Here is a 20669-nt window from a genome sequence, read left to right on the forward strand (position 1 = left end):
CCGACCAGTCTATCTGGAGCGGGCTGAACGCGCCGAGCCCGACGGGTGATCCAGGGGGCGCCGAACGGGCCGCGGGATCGAATCGATGGCAACTCGAGCTGGAGGCCCGTTCGGCTCAGCGCATCGACGCACGGTACCCGGCTTGTTCGGCAGCCCACCTCGTCGCGAAGCACTCCTCGGGCTTTGTTCGCGAGTAGTACGCCCCGCCCGGCACGTGGTAGATCCGCGAACTGGCGTTCCCCTTGATCGGAGCCCAGGCCGGGCAATCCCAGCCGTAGGGCGTCGTGCGGCTGGGGTAGCTCACCACGCGCGTCGGTCCGGTCGAACGCGCGGTCGAGACGTAGCCGCTCTTCGATCCGGCGACGTACAGCGTGATGGTGTGGCCGACATCGGCCGCCCCCACCCAGTAGCTTGTGCCCGTGGCACCGGGCACGGCCACGCCGCTGCGATACCACTGGTAGCGCAGCGTGGTGCCGGCCGTCCACGACCCTGCCGAGCCCGAGAGCCTCGACCCCACCGTGGCGCTCCCAGAAATGCGCGGGTTCCCGGCTTTCAGTACCTTCGGCACACGCTTCACGGCCGAGGTGCGCGTCGCTGACTGGTACCCCGATTTCGTGCCGGTCACTCGCACCGAGAGCGTCTTCCCCGCGTCGGCGGAGGCGACGCGATAGCTCGCGCCCGTCGCGCCCCGAATGGCGGAACCGTCGCGCAGCCACTGATAAGAGAATTTCGGCGAGACCGGCTTCCACGAGCCCGTCTGCGCACTCACTGTCGACCCCACCTGCGCGGCGCCGACGATCTTCGGGGTGACGGGAGCGAGCAGGCGCAACACGGACTTCGCGGCGGAGGTGGTGCTGGCGTTGCGGTAGCCGGCAAGTGATCCGGTGACGGCGACCGTGACCCGGGCGCCGCCATCGGCTGCAACGAGCGTGTACGACGATTTCGTGGCACCGCGGATCGCAGTGCCGTTGCGCTTCCACTGATAGGTGAGCTTGGCCCCGGTGGTCCAGGTGCCCGCGCTCGCCTGCAATTTCTTCCCGACGACCGCGGTGCCCGTGATCTTCGGGGTCGCGGTGCGGAGCGCAGCCGCGACGACGGCCTTCGAGGCTGACGAGGTGCGTGACGCATCCGCGTACCCCGCCAGTCGCCCGGTGACGGTCACCGAGATGGCACGATTCACGTCGCCCGGGGTGAGCCGGTAGCGGCCCTGCGTCGCTCCCGGAATCACCGCCCCGTTGCGCTTCCACTGGTAGCTCAGCGCCGAACCCGTCGTCCATCCCGAGGTCTTCGCGGTCAGGTCCTGCCCCATCTGCGGGGTGCCACTGATCGCGACCTGGCCCGCCTGCGTCTGCCCCACCCCGACCGCGCGCTCGGCCGAGACCGACACCGCGGTGACGGGAATATCGACCCCTGGAATTGCGCGCGTCGCCGTGGCGCGCACGCTGATCTTCGCCTGAGCGTCTGCAGGCGTCAGGGTGTACGTCGCCGCGGTCGCATTCGGGATCGCCTCACCGTTACGGAGCCACTGCAGTGCGACGCTCGGTGCCTGCGGCACGCTCGGCGCCCAGGTGCCGGAGGTCGCCTGCAGGGTCGAGCCCACCGCGAAGGACCCTGAAACGATCGGCGCGGCGGTGGCGCGCAGCGTCTCTGGCAGCGCCATGAGCGTTCCGGTAAGCAGCGGGTCAGGGCCGGTCAGGGCCCAGACCCCGATTCGGTCGCTACCGTCGAACGCCACGGACGCCGTCCATGTGAGTTCGCCGGACTCTCCCATCGAACGCTGCCACCCCGTGACCGGCTTCACCGCAGTGCCGTTGCGCAGTTCACTGAATGGTTCATGATCGGCTGCGGGATCACCCGCCGCATACGAAATTTGCACGGCGACGGTAACCGCGGCGTCCCCGAGCTCGATGTTGGCTGGCGACACCGACACACCCGGTGCGGCGAATTCGACCTCGGGAGCTGTCTCGGTCGACGGAGCCGGGTCTGCAGGAGCCGCGTCTTCTGGATTCGCCCCCTCCACTGGGGCGTCGAGCACCTCGGTGATCGGTGCGGTGGTCGCAGGATCCGCAGCGCCCACTGCCTGCGCCGGAGCCGGGGTTCCGATCGCCGACACGGCAAGACCGGTGACGAGCGCACACGCGAGCATCGTGCCACTCCATCGACGCCGAGCGAATCTGAACGTCGGATGCGTTTCCTGAGAAAAAGCCATGAGCGCGATCCTAGTGATGCGGACGCCACTGCAGCAGGGCCGAGTCGGAACTTCACCCGCCAGTTCACCCGCGACGCGGATCCCCACGCGTGTCGGTGATCCGGCCGGATACACCGCGGGCCCGGATCGAAACCGACCCGGGCCCGCGACGCGAACTGCTTAGCGCTTGTAGTTCGGCGCTTCGACGACCATCTGCACATCGTGCGGGTGCGATTCCTTGAGCCCCGCCGCGGTAATGCGCACGAAGTTGCCGCGCTCCTTGAGATCGACGATGGTGCGCGCCCCCACGTAGAACATCGACTGCCGCAGCCCGCCGATCATCTGGTGGCTGACGGCACCGACCGGGCCGCGGTAGGGCACCTGACCCTCGATGCCCTCGGGAATGAGCTTCTCGTCGCTCGGCACGTCGGCCTGGAAGTAGCGGTCCTTGGAGTACGACGTGCGCTCGCCGCGCGTCTGCAGCGCGCCCAGCGACCCCATGCCGCGATAGTTCTTGAACTGCTTGCCCCCGACGAAGACCAGGTCGCCCGGGCTTTCATCCGTGCCCGCGAGCAGCGAACCCATCATCACCGATGATGCGCCCGCGACGAGCGCCTTCGCGATGTCGCCTGAGTACTGCAGCCCGCCATCGGCGATGACCGGCACACCCGCCGGCGTTGCGGCCTTCGCAGCCTCGTACACCGCGGTGACCTGGGGCACGCCCACACCCGCGATGACGCGCGTGGTGCAGATGGAGCCGGGCCCGACGCCCACCTTCACCGCATCGGCACCGGCGTCGACGATCGCCTTCGCGCCCGAGTAGGTCGCGACGTTGCCGCCGATCACGTCGACCGCGGCGAACGCCGGGTCGGCCTTGATCTTGGCGATGATGTCGAGCACGCCCTTGCTGTCACCGTTCGCGGTGTCGACGACGAGCACGTCAACTCCCGCGTCGACCAGTGCACCCGCGCGCTTCCATGCATCACCGAAGAAACCGACCGCCGCGCCGACGCGGAGTCGCCCGGCTTCGTCTTTCGTCGCGAGCGGGTACTGCTCTTCTTTGTCGAAGTCTTTGACCGTGATGAGCCCGGTGAGTCGCCCTTCGCCGTCGACGAGGGGCAGCTTCTCGATCTTGTGCTGTCGGAAGATCGCTGCTGCGTCTTCGCGCGAGATGCCACGCGGGCCGGTGATCAGCGGCATCTTCGTCATGGCGTCGGCCACCCGCACCTGCGAGCGATCCTTCGGATCGATGAATCGCATGTCGCGGTTCGTGATGATGCCGAGCAGCACATCGTTCGAATCGACGACGGGCAGCCCCGAAACGCGGTACTCGCCGCACAGCGCGTCGACCTCGGCCACCGTCGCGTCGACCGACGTCGTCACGGGGTTGGTGATCATGCCGGCTTCGCTGCGCTTGACCCGGTCGACCATCTCGGCCTGATCCTGAATCGAGAGGTTGCGGTGCAGAATGCCGAGGCCGCCGTTGCGCGCCATGGCCACCGCCATGCGGGTTTCGGTGACCGTGTCCATTGCCGCTGAGATCAGCGGGATGTTCAGGCGGATGCGCCGTGTGAGCTGAGTGGACGTGTCCGCCTCGCTCGGGATGACGTCGGTGTGCGCCGGCAACAGCAGCACATCGTCGTAGGTCAGGCCGGTGAACGCGAAGGGGTCACGCTGTTCCATGGAACCTCTATCTATCTGGGAGTGGGTCTGTCAGAGATTCGCGGGTCGCCGGATGCGGCACCCGTGCTGCATCTCAGTCTAAAGGTATGGGGGCGGTGGTCACCTGCGCCGACGGCGAACGCCGCAGCGTGCGCACCATATCGATGATGAGGATCACGAGCGCGATCCATACCCCGATGAAGCCGATCCAACGCCCGACCGTGATCTCCTCGTGCGTCACGAACGTGCCGTAGAGGAAACTGAGAATCGGTGTGAGGAACTGCAGGAATCCGATGTACGACAGCGGCAACCGCCGCGTAGCCTCGCCGAACAGGATCAGCGGCACTGCGGTCGCGATGCCGCTGAGCAACACGAGAACGGTGATATCGGCACCGAACGAGAACGCGGTGATCCCGGTCGTCGTGGCGATGATGGCGAGCTGCACGGCGGCGATCGGCAGCGTGGCGATCGTCTCAACCGTGAGCCCGGTGATGCCGTCGACGGACTCCCCCGCGTGCTTGTGCACCGCACCGTACAGGCCGAACGAGAGCGCGATACCGAGTGCGATCCACGGGAACGATCCGTACGCGATCGCGGCGATGAGCACCCCGACGCCGGCGATGCCCACGGCGACCCATTGCAAGCGGGTCAGTCGTTCTTTGCGCACGATCACGCCGATGAGGATCGTGAAGAGGGGGTTGATGAAGTAGCCGAGCGCCGTCTCGAGCACGTGCCCGGTCATGACACCGATGACGAAAATCTGCCAGTTCGCGTACAAAAACAGCGCGGAGAGGGCGAACCAGCCGAGCAGGCGCGGTGTGCGCAGGATCGTCAGCACCTGAGCCCACTTGCGCGTCGCCGTGACGAGCAGCGCGCAGAAGAGCAGCGATGTGGCGACGCGCCACGGCACCACCTCGAACGGACCGACCATCGCGATGAGGCCGAAGTAGAACGGGAACGCACCCCACCAGAGGTACGCGCCGAGACCGAATCCGAGCCCTGCACGCGTCTGCCCCATCGAATCAGTCTACGACCGCCGACCCCGCGAATACGACAGCGGCCCCGACGATCCGTCCGGATCATCGGGGCCGCTGTGCGAGAACGCGATGCTTAGCGCGTGACGACCGCGAGAATGTCGCGAGCCGAGAGCACGAGGTAGTCGTCGCCGCCGACCTTGACCTCGGTGCCGCCGAACTTCGAGTAGATCACGACGTCGCCCACGGCGACATCGAGCGGAATGCGGGTGCCCGCGTCGGAGACGCGGCCCGGGCCCACTGCGACGACCTCGCCCTCCTGGGGCTTCTCCTTGGCGCTATCGGGAATGACGAGACCGGAAGCGGTGGTCTGCTCTGCCTCGACCTGCTTGATAACGATTCGATCCTCGAGCGGCTTGATGGCGACCGACACGGTTGACCTCTTTCCAATGTCTGAAAGTGAGTTCGCGCCCACCCCATGCGAGCGCGTCTAGGTCCGAGTCTATGGCTCCGGTTGGCACTCGTGCAAGGGGAGTGCCAACCGTGTCAGCCAGGATCGCCGACAGCGAACGCCGCGCCTACAATGTGGAGTACGCCCGCGATGGCGCCTCGACGGGTCCGTCGCACCGAATCGTTCTGGAGGAGCCGCAATGTCCACACCCCAGTACCCGGAGCAGCCGACTACCCCGCTCCCCGATCTCGCATCGTCTGCCGCGCCGACGCAGGCGTTCCCGCAGGCCCCCGCCGGCGCAGCGGCGCCGTACGGAGCCCCAAACGGCTATGCCGCGCAGCCCTACCGGCAACCCGTGCCCGCGTCGACGGCGACGACACTCGCGCAGACGAACACCTTCGCACTGCTCGCGATCATCCTCGCGTTCATCGCTCCGGTCGCCGCGATCGTGTTCGGTCACATGGGCCTGAGCCAGATCAAGCGCACGGGCGACGCCGGTCGGGGCATTGCGCTCACCGGGCTGATCATCGGCTACGCCTACTTCGTGCTCGTCGCCCTCTTCGTCGTGCTGTACGTCGGTTTCGTCATCACGATGATCGCGTCACTCGGGGCCGCGTTCTCCGGGTTCGACTCGGGGTACGACCCCTACAGCTACTGAACCGCATGCACGCATCGGCTCATGAGCCGCACCGGCCCCGGGATCCCGTCCCGGGGCCGACTGCTGCCGGCGCCCTGCCGGGCTGGAACGCACTGCTGACCCCGGACGGCCTCGAAGCGCTCGCGCTGGTGGGAGACGCCCTCGAAGCCGGCGAGACCGCGGATTCGCTCAACCGTCGCCTGCGCGCCGCGGGGTCCGCCCCCGAGTTGGTCGCCGCGGTACTCACGCAAGGCGCGCTGCAGCGCAAGGCCTCAGCGAAGTTCGGTGAGCTGTCGCGGTCCCTGCTCTTCACCCCTGCCGCCCTCGAGCAGGCGAGCCGCATGGTTGTCGCTCGCGGCCACGCCGCCAGATTCCGCGACGCAGGTTGCACTCGGGTCGCAGATTTGGGGTGCGGGATCGGCACGGAGTCGATCGCACTCCTCGAAGCGGGCATCTCGCCCCTCGCCGTCGAACTCGATCCGTTCACCGCGCGGCTCGCCGCAGCGAACGTCGGGGTCGTCGCCCGCAGCACCGGGGCACCGGCACCCGAGGTGACCTGCGGGGATGCCACGCAGTTCGCTCTCGATCGCGCTGACGGCGCCTTTCTCGATCCGGCTCGTCGCACCGCCGGGCATCGCGACACTCGCCGCATCGCTTCCCCCGACGACTACTCGCCGTCCCTCAATTTCGCATTCGGCCTCGCAGATCGGCTGCCCGTCGGGGTGAAGCTGGGGCCGGGGCTCGACCGCGATCTTATCCCCGACGATGCCGAGGCGCAATGGGTCTCGGTCGACGGGCAGGTCGTCGAAACCGCACTGTGGTTCGGCGGTGCGGCCCGCACGGGCGTGAAGCGTGCCGCGCTGCTGCATCGCGGCGCCGAGACCCACGAGCTCACGGCCGCGGCCGATGCTCCCGATGCACAGGTGCGCCCACTCGGTTCCTACCTGCACGAACCCGATGGTGCGGTGATTCGCGCGCGCCTCATCGGAGCGGTTGCCGACGAGCTCGGCGCCGGGATGATCAATGCACACATCGCCTACCTGACGAGCGACACGCTCACTGCGTCACCGTTCGTGCAGTCCTTCCGCGTGCTCGATGCGTTGCCCTCACGCGAGAAAGATCTGCGGCGCGAGCTCGCGGCTCGCGGTATCGGTCGGCTTGAGATCAAGAAGCGCGGAGCCGACATCGACCCGGCGCAGTTGCGCACACGTTTGAAACTCCGAGGCGATCGCAGCGCGACACTCGTGCTGACGCGCGATGCGGCCGGCAAGCACATCACACTGCTGACCGAGCGCTGCTGACGGGCGCCTGCCGCAGATGCACAAGGGCCCGGAAGCCGAAGCTTCCGGGCCCTTGTGCATGTGGGTGCAGTGATTCCTGCTTACTGCTGGTCGAGCTGCTCCTGCAGCTGCTGCTGCAGGTTCGGGTCGTTGACCACCGACGCGAACACCACGGCGACGAGGATCAGCACGATAATGCCGAGCACAATCGCGATCGAACCAGTGATGATACCGGTCAGCGAGAGCCCCTTGGACTGGCCCTTCTTGCGTGCGACGATGCCCAGTACCAGCGCGACGATGCCGCCGATGATACCGATGACACTCAGCGGCCATGAGAGCACGAGGCTGACGATACCGACGATCAGCGACGAGAGCGCGAGACCCTTCGGTTGCACCGGAGCTCCGGCGTACGCGGGAACTCCGGGAGCGGCGGGCGCAGACGGAGCCGGCGGCACCGATGATGCGCTCGGAGCGGCAGGCGGCACCGGGCCCGCAGCGGGTTCGTTGCCAGGCAGGTTGTCGGACATGATTCTCCTTCGATCAAGCATCGATGAGGCGTATTCCCCAATTCGCTCTTCAAAGATAACGCTCAGGTTCGACTGATGCACGCATTTCCTGCGCATGTGACGACGAAATTCGTCGCCGACCGCCCGTCACCCGACTTGCACCTGCTGCACCGGCAGTGTCGAGTCCGCCCCGAATCCGAGCCCTGAGGGTGCATGCCCCGCCGCGACAAGCTGCGCCCCGAGCGACGCGATCATCGCACCGTTATCGGTGCACAGCGAGAGCGGTGGCACGCGGAGCTGGATACCCGCACCGGCCGCACGCTCTGCCGCAAGTGCTCGCACGCGTGCATTCGCGACAACGCCTCCGCCGAGCAGCAGTCGCGGCACGCCGAGGTCGCGGCAGGCGGCAATCGCTTTCGTGAGCAGCACGTCGGCTACGGCTTCACGAAAGCTCGCCGCGACATCGGCAACGGGAATCTCGGCTCCGGCAGACACCTGCTGCTCGACCCAGCGCGCGACCGAAGTCTTCAGCCCGGAGAAGGAGAAGTCATACCGATGCCGTTCCAAATCTTTGGGCCGGGTGAGCCCGCGCGGAAAGCGGATCGCGTTCGGGTCGCCATCCGCGGCAACCCGATCGATCTGCGGGCCCCCGGGATACGGGAGCCCGAGCAGACGAGCCACTTTATCGAAGGCCTCCCCCGCCGCATCATCGATGGTCTCCCCGAGCAGTTCGACGTCGCCGACCAAATCGCGCACGAGCAGCAGCGAGGTGTGCCCGCCCGACACCAGCAGCGCGATGGTCGGCAACTCGAGTTCTCCGACCGCACCGACGGCCTCGCGCAATCCCTCGCCGTGCAACAGGTCGGCGCCGACATGGCCGACGAGATGGTTGACCGCGTAGAGCGGCTTGTCGAGCGCGATCGCGAGCGCCTTCGCCGCGGAGACGCCGACCATCAGCGCACCCGCGAGCCCGGGGCCGGAGGTCACCGCGATGGCGTCGAGCTCGTCGAGCTGCACCCCGGCGTCGGCGAGTGCGCGCTCGATCGTGGGCGTCATGGCTTCGAGATGCGCACGCGCTGCCACCTCGGGCACGACGCCTCCGAACCGCGCGTGCTCATCCATCGACGAAGCAATAGCGTTTGCGAGCAGGGTGCGCCCGCGCACGATGCCGACGCCTGTCTCGTCGCAGCTCGTCTCGATGCCGAGCACGAGCGGTTCGCGCACCGTCATGACCGTTCCGCCTCTCCGTTCGTGCGACCCTCGCGGCGCCGCATCTCAAGTCTCATCACAACGGCATCCACGCCGTCGGGCTGGTAGTAGCGGGGGCGCACCCCGATCTCGGCGAACCCGAGGGAGGTGTACAACCGCTGCGCTACCGGATTGTCCGCGCGCACTTCGAGGAAGACTTCTCGCACGCCACGCGCATCGGCATCGTCGAGCAGTGCGTTCATCAAGCGGCGCCCGTCACCAGCGCCGCGCGATGACGCCGAGAGCGCGATCGTCTGCACGTCCGCCTCGGTTCCCACGGCGAGGAGGCCGGCGTAGCCGCGCACCGATCCCCCGGCATCAGTGAGCACGAGGTAGGTGCGGTGGTCACCCACGATTTCCTCCCGCACCATCGATTCACTCCAGGCCTCCGCGCCGAAGACCTCGACCTCGAGTGCCCAGATCTGCGGCACGTCATCCAGAGTCGCGTCGCGCATCGCCAGGGGTGCCGGATCGCCGTTCGTCACGTCGACACGCGCTTCGGGGCACCGGGCTGCACGACATCCGGAGCCCGCAGGTATCGCGCACGATCGTCGTCGAATGCCAGGCCCGTCGCGAGCCGGCGCGCGGCGAGACGCACCAGCGACGCCGCGGGGATGCGCTCGGGCCAGACGTCACCCGGCTGCTCGGCGAAGTCCGCGCGTGCCCAGAGCCTCGGCCCCGCGACCGGTTCGGGAATTCCGGCCCAGTCCAGCGCACGGAACTCCGTCACGAACAGCTCGCGTCGACGGGCGTCTTGCACGACGCGGACGCTCGACGCGGCCCCCTGCTCCAAGACCTCGAGCGCCACCGCCTCATGCCCCTGCACGGGCAGCAGCGGCACGCGCCGCCCCGTCGCGAACGCGTGCGCGGCGGAGATGCCGACGCGCAGGCCGGTGAACGGGCCGGGCCCGATCCCGGCGACGACGCCGGTGATCGAGGCGGGAGACACTCCGGATTCGGCGAATGCCCGTTCGAGCAGCAGGCCGATGGCTTCAGCGTGACCGCGCGCGTCATCGCTCGAGGCCACCGTGACGCGGCCGGCCGCCCCCACCGCTACGCTTGTGCCGATCGCGGTGTCGATGGCGAGCAGCACGTGCTCGCCGAGTTCCGGAGCGACTTCGCTCATTGCAGCACTCCTTCTGCCCATCGTGCGCCCCACGCGGTAATCGTCACCGTTCGGGGTTCGACCAGCGTCTCAGACCAGTCCTGAAGCGGGGCGCCGGCCGAGATACCCGCTCCATCATCGTCAGCGCTTCCGACCGGGCGCTCAATCACGATCTCGATCCAGTGCGACCGAGTATCGACGACGCCGGCACCCCACTCGGCGACGACTACGGACCCTTCAAAATCGAGGTCGAGATCGTCGAGCTCTTCGGCATCGCGCACACGATACGCATCGACGTGCACGAGCGGCGGGCCGTCGCTCAGTGAAGGATGAGTGCGGGCGAGCACGAACGTCGGGCTCTGCACCGGGCCGCGCACCCCCAGCCCCTCACCGATCCCCCGGGTCAACGTCGTCTTGCCCGCGCCCAGCGGCCCCGTGAGAATGACGAGGTCGCCGGCGCGGAGCACACGCCCGAGCTGCACCCCCAGGTCATGCATCGCGTCGGGGTAGTTGGGATGCCACGTCTCGACGATGCGCTGCGCGCTCACTCCGCAGCTCCTGCAGTGGCCGCAGTTTCGAGCACGACGAATGCCGTCGCGAACCCGCCGTCGTGCGTCATCGAGACATGCGGCAGCCCGGCACCGCGCTCGGCAAGGGCACGCTGCAATCGCTCGCTCGGCACGAATCGCGGGGGGCGATCCCGCTCGCGGGTGATCTCCATATCGTGCCAGCGCAGTTCGCCCGAACCGCCGAGCGCCTTGATGAGCGCTTCCTTCGCGGCGAAACGTGCCGCGAGTGAATGCAGCGGGCGCACGCGCTCGCCGACGGTGAACAGGCGATCCTGCAGCTTCGGCGAACGCGCAAGCGTGCGCTCGAACCGGGCGATGTCGACCGTGTCGACCCCGATCCCGAGAATCATGACCTGCTCCTCACACGACTCGCGCCGAACCTCGTTCGGCGCGAGTGCATCGACTACTCGACCGTGACCGACTTCGCGAGGTTGCGCGGCTGGTCGACATCGAGTCCCTTGACCGACGACAGCTCGAGCGCGAACCACTGCAGCGGAACGACCTGCAGCAGCGGCTCGAAGAATGCATCTGCCAGCGGAAGGCGGACCACATCGTCGGCGTACGGCAGCACGGCGGTATCGCCCTTCTCGACGATGGCGATGACACGCGCGCCACGCGCCCGGATCTCCTGAATGTTCGAGACGACCTTCGAGTGCATGAGCGGCGACGTGCGCGGGCTCGGCACCAGCACGAACACCGGCTGACCGTGATCGATGAGCGCGATCGGCCCGTGCTTCAACTCGCCGGCGGCGAAGCCCTCGGCGTGAATGTAGGCGATCTCCTTGAGCTTGAGCGCACCTTCGAGTGCGATCGGGAACCCGACGTGGCGTCCCAGGAACAGCACCGAACGAGTGTCGGCCATCCAGTGCGCGAGCTGCGCGATCTGGTCGTGCGTGTCGACCGCCTCGGCGACCTTGGCGGGCAGCGCCTCGAACTGTTCGACGGCCTGTGCCTGGTCTTCAGCCGAGAGCGCACCGCGGACGCGCCCCAGGTGGAGCCCGATCAAGTAGAGAGCTGTGATCTGCGCGACGAAGGCCTTGGTCGACGCGACCGCAACCTCCGGGCCGGCGTGCGTGTACACCGCAGCATCAGACTCGCGCGGAATGGTCGCACTCTGCGTGTTGCACACCGAGATCGTGGTGACCCCGCGTTCCAGGGCGTACTTGACGGCCATGAGCGTGTCCATGGTCTCGCCCGACTGGCTGACCGAGATCACCAGCGTGCGATCGGAGAGCACCGGGTCGCGGTAGCGGAATTCGTGGCTGAGCTGCACCTCGACGGGCACGCGCGCCCACTGCTCGATCGCGTAGGCTCCGACCTGTCCGGCGTACGCCGCCGTGCCGCAGGCGATGATGATGATGCGCTCGATGTTTGCGAGGCGTTCGTCGCCCAGCGCAGTGAGCTCAGGAATGTCGACGCCCGCGGCCGAGAGGCGCCCGCGAATCGTGTTGCCGACCGCGTCGGGCTGTTCGGTGATCTCCTTCGCCATGAAGGAGGACCAGCCACCCTTGTCTGCCGCCTCGGCGTCCCATTCGACCTCGAACTCCTCGAACTCGATGGGAGTGCCGGCGAAGTCGGTGATGCGAACCTCGTCGGGGGTGATGATCGCGATGTTGTCTTCGCCGACCGCCACTGCTCGTCGCGTCGACGACACGAACGCGGCGACGTCCGAGCCCAAGAAGTTCTCACCGTCGCCGAGCCCGATGACGAGCGGCGAATGGTGACGCGCCGAGACGACCTTGCCGGGCTCATCTCGGTGCATCGCGAGCAGAGTGAACGTGCCGTGCAGGCGGGCGACGATCGAACGGAAGGCGGTTTCGAGGTCGCCCACGCGAGCGAATTCGCGCCCGAGCAGTGCCGCGACGACCTCGGTATCGGTCTCGCTCAGCAGTTCGATACCGTCTGCCTCGATCTCCGTGCGCAGCTCGGCGAAGTTCTCGACGATGCCGTTATGAATGAGCGCGAGCTTGCCGTCGTCCCCGAGGTGCGGGTGCGCGTTGACATCGGTCGGGCCGCCGTGGGTTGCCCACCGAGTGTGACCGATACCGGTGCCCGCCGCGTCGAGCGGGCTGGCCTCCAGCAGTTCTTCCAGGCGGGCGAGCTTGCCCGAGCGCTTGCGCACCGACAGCGTTCCGGCGGAGTCCACGACTGCGACTCCGGCCGAATCATAGCCGCGGTACTCGAGGCGACGCAATCCGTTGAGCAGTACTTCAACGGTGTCGTTAGGGCCGACATATCCGACGATTCCACACATGGGCCATAGTTTAGTGGCAGCATTGATGCACGATGACCAAGAACACCCTGACTCCCCGTGGCGGCGACGTCTCGACCGACACCCACGCACTGGTGAGACCCGAGTTCACCTCCCCGTTCACCGAGATCGATCGAGACGAGTGGGCGAGGCTCGCCGGTGAGACGCCGATGCCGCTGACGGAAGGTGAGATCGCGGCGTTCCGAGGCCTCGGAGAGCCACTCGACCTCGCGGAGGTTTCACAGGTGTACCGGCCGCTCAGCCGGCTCATCAACCAGTACGCAATCGCCGCTCGTGAAATGCATCAGCGCACCCGTGGGTTCTTGCAGCGCGCGGATGAGCAGCCGAGTCCGTTTGTGATCGGCATCGCCGGTTCGGTCGCCGTTGGCAAGTCGACCGTCGCACGCATCCTGCGAGATCTGCTCGCCCGTTGGCCCGAGACACCGCAGGTCGAACTGATTACCACCGATGGGTTTCTTTACCCCAATGCCGAGCTCGAGCGGCGCGGAATTGCGCATCGCAAGGGCTTCCCCGAATCCTATGACCGCCGAGCACTCCTGCGATTCGTCTCCCAGGTCAAGGCCGGCGTCGCCGAGGTCCGCGCACCGCACTACAGCCATCTCGTCTACGACATCGTGCCCGACGAGTTCACCATTGTGCGCCGCCCCGACATTCTCATCGTCGAGGGCCTCAACGTGCTGCAGCCCGCGTCGATGGATCATCCGCTTGCCGTCAGCGACCTCTTCGATTTCTCCGTCTATGTCGACGCGCGCACGGCAGACATCCAACGCTGGTACCGGCATCGCTTCTTGCAGCTGCGCGAAAGCGCATTCGCGAACCCGAGCTCGCACTTCAAACGCTTCGCCTCGATCGATGACGACGCCGCAGTCGCGGTGGCTGATGAATTCTGGAACAACATCAATGAACCGAATCTCGTCGCGAACATCCGACCGACACGCGCTCGCGCCAGCCTCGTGCTCCGCAAGGAATCGGACCACCGGGTGCAGAAGGTGCTGCTGAGAAAGGTGTAGACCTCAGCCTGAAGGTCTACCCTGGGCTCCATGCGTCGCACCCGTCTCTTCCGCCACATCGCGGCAGCCGCACTCGCGGCCGCGATCGTCGTCACCGGCACGCTTCCGGCCCTCGCGGTGGAGCAGAGCACCGATGACTACCCGACCTGGGAAGACGTGCAGGCGGCGAAGCAATCCGAGAGCGATTCCCAGGCCGAGTATGCACGGCTGCAGCGCGCGCTCCAGCGTGCGCAAGATGAGGCCAGTACGGCGACCGCGGCTGCTGCGGATGCCACTGCGGTCGCCAGAGCGGCGAACCACGACCTGCAGCTCGCACAGGCGAAGGAGGCGTCGTTGCAGCAGCAAATCGCCGACTCCGAGCACGAGTTCGCCGACAACGATGAGGCACTCGGACGCATGGTGTCGTGGCTCTACACGAACGGTACGGGGCTTGCGAGTGCCAGCGCGCTCGCTGATGCGCAGGACCCCGAAGACTTCATGGCGAAGATCGGGATGGCGACTCAGGTGTCGGGCACCTGGAACGGCATCGCAGAACGTGCAGAATCTCAGGTGAATACTGCCGCCTCGTTGAACGAGCAGGCCGCCGACGCTGCCGCTGAACGCGAGCGCCTCTCTCAGGCCGCAGATGCTGCTGCCGCCGACGCCGCAGCGGCAGCGCACACGGCGCAGCAGGCGGTCGCCCTCGCCGACGAACGCACCGACACGATGTACGCCCAGTTGGCGTCACTGCGCGGCACTACTACCGATGTCGAGCGGCGCTATCAGATCGGCGTGCAGGTCGCCGAGCAGGCCGCCGCACAGGAGCGTGCGCGCGAGGAGGCCGCGCGGCAACAGCAGGAGCAGCAGGAGAATGACGGCACGGGTGGCGGTTCGAGCGGCGGCGGGGGCGACTCCGGCGGATCCGGCTCCAGCGGTTCGGGTTCTGGTGGCTCTGGCGGCGGTTCTGTCGTGGTGGATCCCGCCGGTGCTCAGGCGCACGCCCGTTCGGTGCTGCCCGCGTATGGGTGGGGCGATGACCAGTTCTCCTGCCTCGTCTCGCTCTGGACGGGCGAGTCCGACTGGCGCGCTGACGCGCTGAACCCGTGGAGCGGCGCCTACGGAATTCCCCAATCGCTGCCCGCAGAGAAGATGGCGACTGCCGGGGCAGATTGGCTGACGAACGGAAACACCCAGGTCGACTGGGGTCTCGCGTACATCCAGTCGGTCTACGGCACCCCGTGCAATGCGTGGAACACCTGGCAAGCGCGCGACCCGCACTGGTACTGAGCCGAAACGCCGGAGCGCCCGGGCCCGCACCTGGCGGGTCCGGGCGCTCCGGCATACGGAAGCGATTCAGACGGCGAGACGCTCCAGCACGACCTGTGCAAGGTCGTCGGCGAGACGCTGGGCCTGCTCCTCGTGCTCGGCCTCGACCATCACGCGCACGACCGGCTCGGTGCCGGAGGGGCGCAGCAGCACTCGCCCCTTGCCCGCGAGCGCGATCTCGGCTTGAGTGACGGCCTGCTGCAGCACTTCATCGCCGTGCACACCGGTACGGTCGACGCCGCGCACGTTGACGAGCACCTGCGGGTACACCGTCATGCACTGCGCGAGCTCGGCCAGCGTCTGCCCGCTGCGCACGATCTCGGCGGCGATGTGCAGACCCGTGAGAATGCCATCGCCCGTCGTCGCATGATCGCTCATGATGACGTGACCCGACTGCTCCCCGCCGAGCGAGTAGCCCTCGGCATTGATGGCTTCGAGCACGTAGCGGTCGCCCACGCCGGTTTCGACCACATCGATGCCGTTGTCGGCCATCGCGAGCTTGAGCCCCAGGTTCGACATGACCGTGGCGACGAGCGTGTTGCGCTCGAGCTTGCCACGACGTGCCATCGACAGCGCCAGGATCGCCATGATCTTGTCGCCGTCCACGACCTCGCCGGCAGCATCGACTGCGAGGCAGCGATCTGCGTCGCCGTCGTGGGCGATGCCGAGATCTGCGCCGTGCTCGAGTACGGCAGCGCGCAGCGGTTCGAGATACGTCGATCCGACGCCGTCATTAATGTTGAAGCCGTCGGGATCGTTGCCGATCACGGTGACCTTCGCGCCCGCGTCGGTGAAGACGTCGGGAGAAATGCCGGCTGCGGCGCCGTGCGCGCAGTCGAGCACCACGTGAATGCCGTCGAGCCGCAGGCCCTCGAGCGTGCCCAAGAGGTGCACCAGATAGCGGTCTTCGGCATCGGCGAATCGGCGAATGCGGCCGACTTCGCGGCCGGTGACGGCGACGGTCGCCCCGTCGATCGCGGCTTCGATCTGATCTTCCACGTCGTCGGGGAGCTTGCGCCCGCCCTCGGCGAAGAACTTGATGCCGTTATCGGGGGCCGCGTTGTGCGAGGCCGAGACCATGACACCGAAATCGGCTCCGGTGTCGGCTACGAGGTACGCCGCGGCCGGCGTCGGGATCACCCCGGCGTCGAGCACGTCGACCCCGGCTGAGGCGAGGCCGGCCGAAACGGCGGCCGCGATGAACTCACCGGAGACACGCGGATCGCGTGCAACGACGGCGACAGCACGACGGCTCTCGCTCCGGGCAGAACGCCCGAGAACGAGAGCCGCAGCGCGTGCGAGGCTGAGGGCCAGCTCGGCGGTCACATCGACCCCAGCCAGCCCTCGAACCCCATCGGTGCCAAACAGGCGTCCCATGTGCAGGAAGCTCCGGATTAGCGCTTCGAGTACTGAGGCGCCTTGCGCGCCTTCTTGAGACCGGCCTTCTTGCGCTCCTTGATGCGAGCGTCGCGGCTCAGGAAGCCGGCCTTCTTCAGCGTCGGGCGGTTGTGCTCGGCGTCGATCTCGTTGAGCGCACGGGCGATCGCGAGACGCAGTGCACCGGCCTGGCCCGAGGGGCCGCCGCCGACGATGCGGGCGATCACGTCGTACGAGCCGCCCAGCTCGAGTGCGGTGAACGGATCGGTGATGAGCTGCTGGTGCAGCTTGTTCGGGAAGTACTCGGCGAGCTCGCGACCGTTGACGGTCATGGTGCCGGCACCGGGAACGAGGCGCACGCGAGCGATGGCCTGCTTGCGGCGGCCGACGGCTGCACCCGAAACGGTGAGCGCGGGGCGCGGGGTCGCGACGGTGGCCTGGCCGGCCGGCGTCTCGGTGGTGTAGCTCTCGGGGGCCACGGTCTGCTCTTCAGTCACTGTGAATTCTCTCTCTGAGGTTTCGGGGCGCGATTACTGCGCGACCTGGCCGAAGGTGTAGGGGGTGGGCTGCTGAGCAGCGTGCGGGTGCTCGGCACCCTTGTACACCTTCAGCTTGCGGAACAGATCGGCTCCGAGCGAGTTCTTGGGGAGCATGCCGCGAATGGCCTTCTCCACTGCACGGTCGGCGTTCTTGTCGAGCAGCTCGGTGTAGCTGACCGAGCGGAGACCGCCCGGGTAGCCCGAGTGGCGGTAGGCGCGCTTGTTCGCAGCCTTGTTGCCCGTCAGCACGACCTTGTCGGCGTTGATGATGATGACGTAGTCGCCCATGTCCATGTGGGGGGCGAACGTGGTCTTGTGCTTGCCGCGGAGCAGAGCTGCTGCGTGCGAAGCGAGACGGCCGAGCACCACGTCGGTGGCGTCGATGATCAGCCAGTCGTGCTTCTGCTCTGCGGCCTTCGGTGAATACGTGCGAGTCACTTGAGTGCTGCTTTCTGTCGAATTGGAGGAGTTCGTGAATCCCGCTCCGGTGCGTGGTCCCTGACGGGTGCTCGCGCGGATGGAGGGCTCAACAAATCGGGTGCTTGCGCACCAAGGAACGAGCTTAGCACAGGATCGCGCGGCGACTCCCCCCGAATCAGTGCGGCGTCGGCGCCGACTCTCGTGCATCGGCGCTCGCCAGTGGTTCGCGGCGCGCACGGGTCGCTGCGGCGCGCTCGGCGAGTGCGTCGTCGGCCGGGTAGGCGATCTCCTCCAGGGAGAGACCCAGCGCCGGCATCACCGTGAAACGGCTCGTGCGCGCTCGCGCATCTCGGAGCTCTCGCAGGTCATCGAGCGCGAGGCGTCCACTGCCGACGGCGACCACGGAACCAACCAGCGCGCGCACCATCGAATGGCAGAACGCGTCTGCCTCGATACGGGCCGCATACGCGCCGTCATCGGTGATACGCCAGTCGAAGCGAAGCAGGTCACGCACCGCTGTCGCCCCCTCGCGCGCCTTGCAGAAGGTCGTGAAATCATTGAGCCCGAGCAACTCGTCGGCGGCGCGCTGCATCAGGTCGAGATCGAGCGCCCTCGGAATCTGCGCGGTGAATCGGGAGGTGAGCGGATCCTGCCGCATCCCCTCACCCCGCAGACGGTACTCGTATCGGCGACGCAGCGCCCCGAACCGGGCGTCGAACTCCGCGGGCACCGCCCGTACTGTGTGGATGACCACGTCGGGTGCTGTGCGTTTCAGTACCCCGGTGAGCTTGCGCGCACGCACGTGCATCAGTTCGGTCTCGCTCGGTGCCGGATCACCCGGGCGCCGCCGCGACGCCCACTTTTCGAGGTGCGCAGCGGTCACATCCACATGCGCGACCTGGCCGCGTGCGTGCACGCCGGCGTCGGTGCGGCCGCCCACCGTCAGCCGGACGAAGTCGGGTGCATCGACGCGCAGCAACCGGGCGATCGCCGCTTCGATCTCGCCCTGCACCGTGCGCAGCCCGGGCTGCATCGCCCACCCGGCGAAGTCCGTGCCGTCGTACGCCAGGTCGAGGCGCAGGCGAGTCTGATCGGCATCGGGCATACCCATGATCCTGCCAGACGCAGCGCGCACTCGTGTCGCGTGCGTACACTGGATGGCCGAGGCGCGCGCCGGCGCGCCCGATCCTTCGCTTATGACTCCGCCGCAGACAGCCCCTCCCACCGCGCGCCCGTTCCATCTCGGCGGCCTCGACGGTCTCCGTGCGATCGCGGTCTGCCTGGTGTTCGGCTACCACCTGTTCCCGTCCGCACTGCCAGGTGGCTTTCTGGGCGTCGACGTCTTCTTCGCGATCAGCGGCTTCTTGATCACGACCCTGCTGCTGCGCGAACACCGCACCAGCGGCAGGATGCGGCTCGGCTCGTTCTGGCGTCGGCGCGCTCGGCGTCTCCTGCCGGCTCTCGGCCTCGTGCTGGTGACCTGCACCGCGCTGGCGCTGCTCGTCGGGCGCGACCTGCTCGTCGGCATCGGACGTCAAATCGTCGGCGCCGCACTGTTCGTCAGCAATTGGACGTCGATTTCGGCGGGCGCCGACTACTTCTCAGCGGACACTCCCGAACTCTTCCGCAATACCTGGTCGCTCTCGATCGAGGAGCAGTTCTACCTGGTGCTTCCGCTCCTGCTGCTCGTGCTGGTGAGGTTGCGCAGCCGATGGTTGCGCGCGCTTCCGCTCCTGCTGCTCGGACTCGCGTCGGCCCTGCTCATGGCCGTTTTCGCCGCGACCGGAGCCGACGCGACGCGCGTGTATTTCGGGTCGGACACGCACACGTTCGGACTGCTGCTGGGCGCCGCACTCGCGGCGCTTACCGCGCCGAAAGCGTCTGCGCCCGGCGCCATGAGCGCGGCTTCGGACTCGCTCAGTCGCGTCGCGCAGCTCGGGCTCGTCGCGCTCACGTGCGCCGGCCTCGCCACGCTCGGCTGGCTCGCGTTGACGGTCTCTGAAGCGGGCGCGGAGAGCTTCGCGGGCGGCTTCCAGCTGGCGACCATTGCCGCGCTCGTCACCGTGTGGGCGGTGTCACGCCCGGGCGCCTGGGCGGGCACCGCTCTCGACGCGCGCCCACTGCGCTGGATCGGCGAGCGCTCGTACGGCATCTATTTGTGGCACTGGCCGCTGCTGCTCATCATCACCGCGTGGCTCGGTGCGGTGTCGCCATGGTGGATCGCGGGGTGCACCCTCGCCGCAACCGTCGCGGCAGCCGCACTCTCGTACCGCTTCGTGGAAGAGCCCGTGCGGAGATTCGGGCTGCGCCGATCACTGGCGATGCTCTTCCGCCCCGCGCATCACACCGCGCGCCGTCGCACCGTGTCGATCGCGCTCGGGGTCGTCCTCATCACCACGGTGCCGGCCGCGGGCGTGGCGGTGGCCACGGCGCCGAAGGTGAGTTCGGGAGCCGCCGCGGTCGACCGGGGCCGAGCGGTGCAGAATTCCGCAGACGCAACGCCGCCGCCGCCTTCGACCCCCGCTCCGCAGGACGATGCCGCGGCGAGTGCACCCGAAACCCCCGCGACACCGACCGGTTCGGAGGTGAACGCGATCGGCGACTCCGTGATGCTCGCGAGCCTGCCCGAACTCGAGGCGCACTTCCCCGGCATCTCGGTTGACGCGGAGGTCTCACGCGGCATGGGCGTCGGCGTCGAGCTCTCCGAGCGCCTGGCGTCGGACGGCGAGCTCAGGCAGGTGCTCGTCGTGGGCCTTGGCACCAACGGTCCGGTCGACACCGCCGAACTCGATGCGCTCCGCGCGAGCGCGCAGGGGCGCCCGCTCGTGCTCGTGAACGCCCATGCCGATCGAGATTGGATTCCCGGCGTCAACGCAGCACTCGCCGAGTACGCCGATGCCCATCGCGGCGTCGTCGTCGCCGACTGGAACGGTTCCATCTCTCGCGCTCCCAGCTCGGCCCTCGCGGGTGATGGTATTCACCCCAACCCCAGTGGGGGCGAGCTCTACGCGGCGTGCGTGCAGCAGGCACTCGACGATCTGCAGCGCCCCGGCGAGGGCATCGGGTACGGGCTCCCCCGCCGGTGAGACGAGTTCGGCCCCGCACCCTCGAACGAGGTGCGGGGCC

Annotated in this window: 20 protein-coding genes; 5 read left to right on the top strand and 15 right to left on the bottom strand. The window is 67.8% G+C overall.

Annotated features, from left to right (window positions below; all coding sequences use genetic code 11):
* Window positions 1-115 precede the first annotated feature (115 nt).
* The 4 genes from ACZF5Y_RS11380 to groES form a co-directional block, all read right to left on the bottom strand.
* On the bottom strand, window positions 116-2146 hold the full coding sequence (locus ACZF5Y_RS11380) for a sunset domain-containing protein (RefSeq protein WP_497532763.1): 2031 nt from the start codon (window positions 2144-2146) through the stop codon (window positions 116-118).
* Window positions 2147-2368: 222 nt separating this feature from the next.
* Complete coding sequence (gene guaB / locus ACZF5Y_RS11385) at window positions 2369-3871, bottom strand: IMP dehydrogenase (protein ID WP_053352829.1); 1503 nt, start codon at window positions 3869-3871, stop codon at window positions 2369-2371.
* A 73-nt stretch (window positions 3872-3944) separates the two neighbouring features.
* A complete protein-coding gene (gene rarD / locus ACZF5Y_RS11390) occupies window positions 3945-4868 on the bottom strand; it encodes an EamA family transporter RarD (protein ID WP_497532764.1) in 924 nt (307 codons plus the stop codon).
* A gap of 92 nt (window positions 4869-4960) precedes the next feature.
* On the bottom strand, window positions 4961-5257 hold the full coding sequence (gene groES, locus ACZF5Y_RS11395; RefSeq protein WP_497532765.1) for a co-chaperone GroES: 297 nt from the start codon (window positions 5255-5257) through the stop codon (window positions 4961-4963).
* Between the two features lie 217 nt (window positions 5258-5474).
* On the opposite strand from groES, the gene ACZF5Y_RS11400 reads away from it, so the two are divergent.
* Both ACZF5Y_RS11400 and ACZF5Y_RS11405 read left to right on the top strand, forming a co-directional pair.
* Window positions 5475-5933, top strand: coding sequence for a DUF4190 domain-containing protein (locus tag ACZF5Y_RS11400; protein ID WP_497532767.1), 459 nt, complete (start codon window positions 5475-5477; stop codon window positions 5931-5933).
* A 5-nt stretch (window positions 5934-5938) separates the two neighbouring features.
* A complete protein-coding gene (locus ACZF5Y_RS11405; protein ID WP_497532768.1) occupies window positions 5939-7213 on the top strand; it encodes a THUMP-like domain-containing protein in 1275 nt (424 codons plus the stop codon).
* Window positions 7214-7293: 80 nt separating this feature from the next.
* Here the strand turns inward: ACZF5Y_RS11405 and ACZF5Y_RS11410 are convergent, their stop codons facing one another.
* The 7 genes from ACZF5Y_RS11410 to glmS all read right to left on the bottom strand — a co-directional run bounded on the left by ACZF5Y_RS11410 (window position 7294) and on the right by glmS (window position 12874).
* Window positions 7294-7719: a hypothetical protein gene (locus ACZF5Y_RS11410; RefSeq protein ID WP_497532770.1), complete on the bottom strand. Its 426-nt coding sequence runs from the start codon at window positions 7717-7719 to the stop codon at window positions 7294-7296.
* Window positions 7720-7845: 126 nt separating this feature from the next.
* Window positions 7846-8928 carry a tRNA (adenosine(37)-N6)-threonylcarbamoyltransferase complex transferase subunit TsaD gene (tsaD, locus tag ACZF5Y_RS11415; protein WP_497532771.1) on the bottom strand — a complete coding sequence of 361 codons (1083 nt, stop codon included), beginning with the start codon at window positions 8926-8928 and terminating at the stop codon, window positions 7846-7848.
* Window positions 8925-9401 (bottom strand): ribosomal protein S18-alanine N-acetyltransferase, encoded by a 477-nt coding sequence (gene rimI, locus ACZF5Y_RS11420; protein ID WP_497535334.1) that lies wholly within the window; start codon window positions 9399-9401, stop codon window positions 8925-8927. Before rimI ends, tsaD begins: the two co-directional genes overlap by 4 nt.
* 26 nt (window positions 9402-9427) lie before the next feature.
* Window positions 9428-10072 (bottom strand): tRNA (adenosine(37)-N6)-threonylcarbamoyltransferase complex dimerization subunit type 1 TsaB, encoded by a 645-nt coding sequence (gene tsaB, locus ACZF5Y_RS11425; RefSeq protein WP_497532772.1) that lies wholly within the window; start codon window positions 10070-10072, stop codon window positions 9428-9430.
* A complete protein-coding gene (tsaE, locus tag ACZF5Y_RS11430) occupies window positions 10069-10548 on the bottom strand; it encodes a tRNA (adenosine(37)-N6)-threonylcarbamoyltransferase complex ATPase subunit type 1 TsaE (protein ID WP_497535335.1) in 480 nt (159 codons plus the stop codon). The genes tsaB and tsaE overlap by 4 nt, the downstream gene beginning before the upstream one ends.
* Before the next feature lie 47 nt (window positions 10549-10595).
* Window positions 10596-10970 (bottom strand): holo-ACP synthase, encoded by a 375-nt coding sequence (locus ACZF5Y_RS11435; protein ID WP_497532774.1) that lies wholly within the window; start codon window positions 10968-10970, stop codon window positions 10596-10598.
* A gap of 53 nt (window positions 10971-11023) precedes the next feature.
* Complete coding sequence (glmS, locus tag ACZF5Y_RS11440) at window positions 11024-12874, bottom strand: glutamine--fructose-6-phosphate transaminase (isomerizing) (protein ID WP_497532776.1); 1851 nt, start codon at window positions 12872-12874, stop codon at window positions 11024-11026.
* Window positions 12875-12906: 32 nt separating this feature from the next.
* Between glmS and coaA the strand changes: the two genes are divergently transcribed.
* Both coaA and ACZF5Y_RS11450 read left to right on the top strand, forming a co-directional pair.
* Window positions 12907-13902: a type I pantothenate kinase gene (gene coaA, locus ACZF5Y_RS11445; protein WP_497532777.1), complete on the top strand. Its 996-nt coding sequence runs from the start codon at window positions 12907-12909 to the stop codon at window positions 13900-13902.
* Window positions 13903-13932: 30 nt separating this feature from the next.
* Window positions 13933-15168: an aggregation-promoting factor C-terminal-like domain-containing protein gene (locus ACZF5Y_RS11450; protein ID WP_497532779.1), complete on the top strand. Its 1236-nt coding sequence runs from the start codon at window positions 13933-13935 to the stop codon at window positions 15166-15168.
* Between the two features lie 66 nt (window positions 15169-15234).
* Here ACZF5Y_RS11450 and glmM read toward each other — a convergent pair whose 3' ends face one another.
* From glmM to ACZF5Y_RS11470, 4 genes are all read right to left on the bottom strand, one after another.
* Window positions 15235-16584: a phosphoglucosamine mutase gene (gene glmM / locus ACZF5Y_RS11455; protein ID WP_497532780.1), complete on the bottom strand. Its 1350-nt coding sequence runs from the start codon at window positions 16582-16584 to the stop codon at window positions 15235-15237.
* A 17-nt stretch (window positions 16585-16601) separates the two neighbouring features.
* Window positions 16602-17081 (bottom strand): 30S ribosomal protein S9, encoded by a 480-nt coding sequence (gene rpsI / locus ACZF5Y_RS11460; RefSeq protein WP_497532781.1) that lies wholly within the window; start codon window positions 17079-17081, stop codon window positions 16602-16604.
* A gap of 33 nt (window positions 17082-17114) precedes the next feature.
* Window positions 17115-17561 (bottom strand): 50S ribosomal protein L13, encoded by a 447-nt coding sequence (gene rplM, locus ACZF5Y_RS11465; RefSeq protein WP_053352817.1) that lies wholly within the window; start codon window positions 17559-17561, stop codon window positions 17115-17117.
* Between the two features lie 157 nt (window positions 17562-17718).
* Window positions 17719-18648, bottom strand: coding sequence for a tRNA pseudouridine synthase A (locus ACZF5Y_RS11470; RefSeq protein ID WP_497532783.1), 930 nt, complete (start codon window positions 18646-18648; stop codon window positions 17719-17721).
* 91 nt (window positions 18649-18739) lie between these two features.
* On the opposite strand from ACZF5Y_RS11470, the gene ACZF5Y_RS11475 reads away from it, so the two are divergent.
* On the top strand, window positions 18740-20629 hold the full coding sequence (locus ACZF5Y_RS11475) for an acyltransferase family protein (RefSeq protein ID WP_497532785.1): 1890 nt from the start codon (window positions 18740-18742) through the stop codon (window positions 20627-20629).
* Window positions 20630-20669 lie beyond the last annotated feature (40 nt).

It is taken from the genome of Leucobacter sp. WKLB1 (assembly GCF_059696215.1).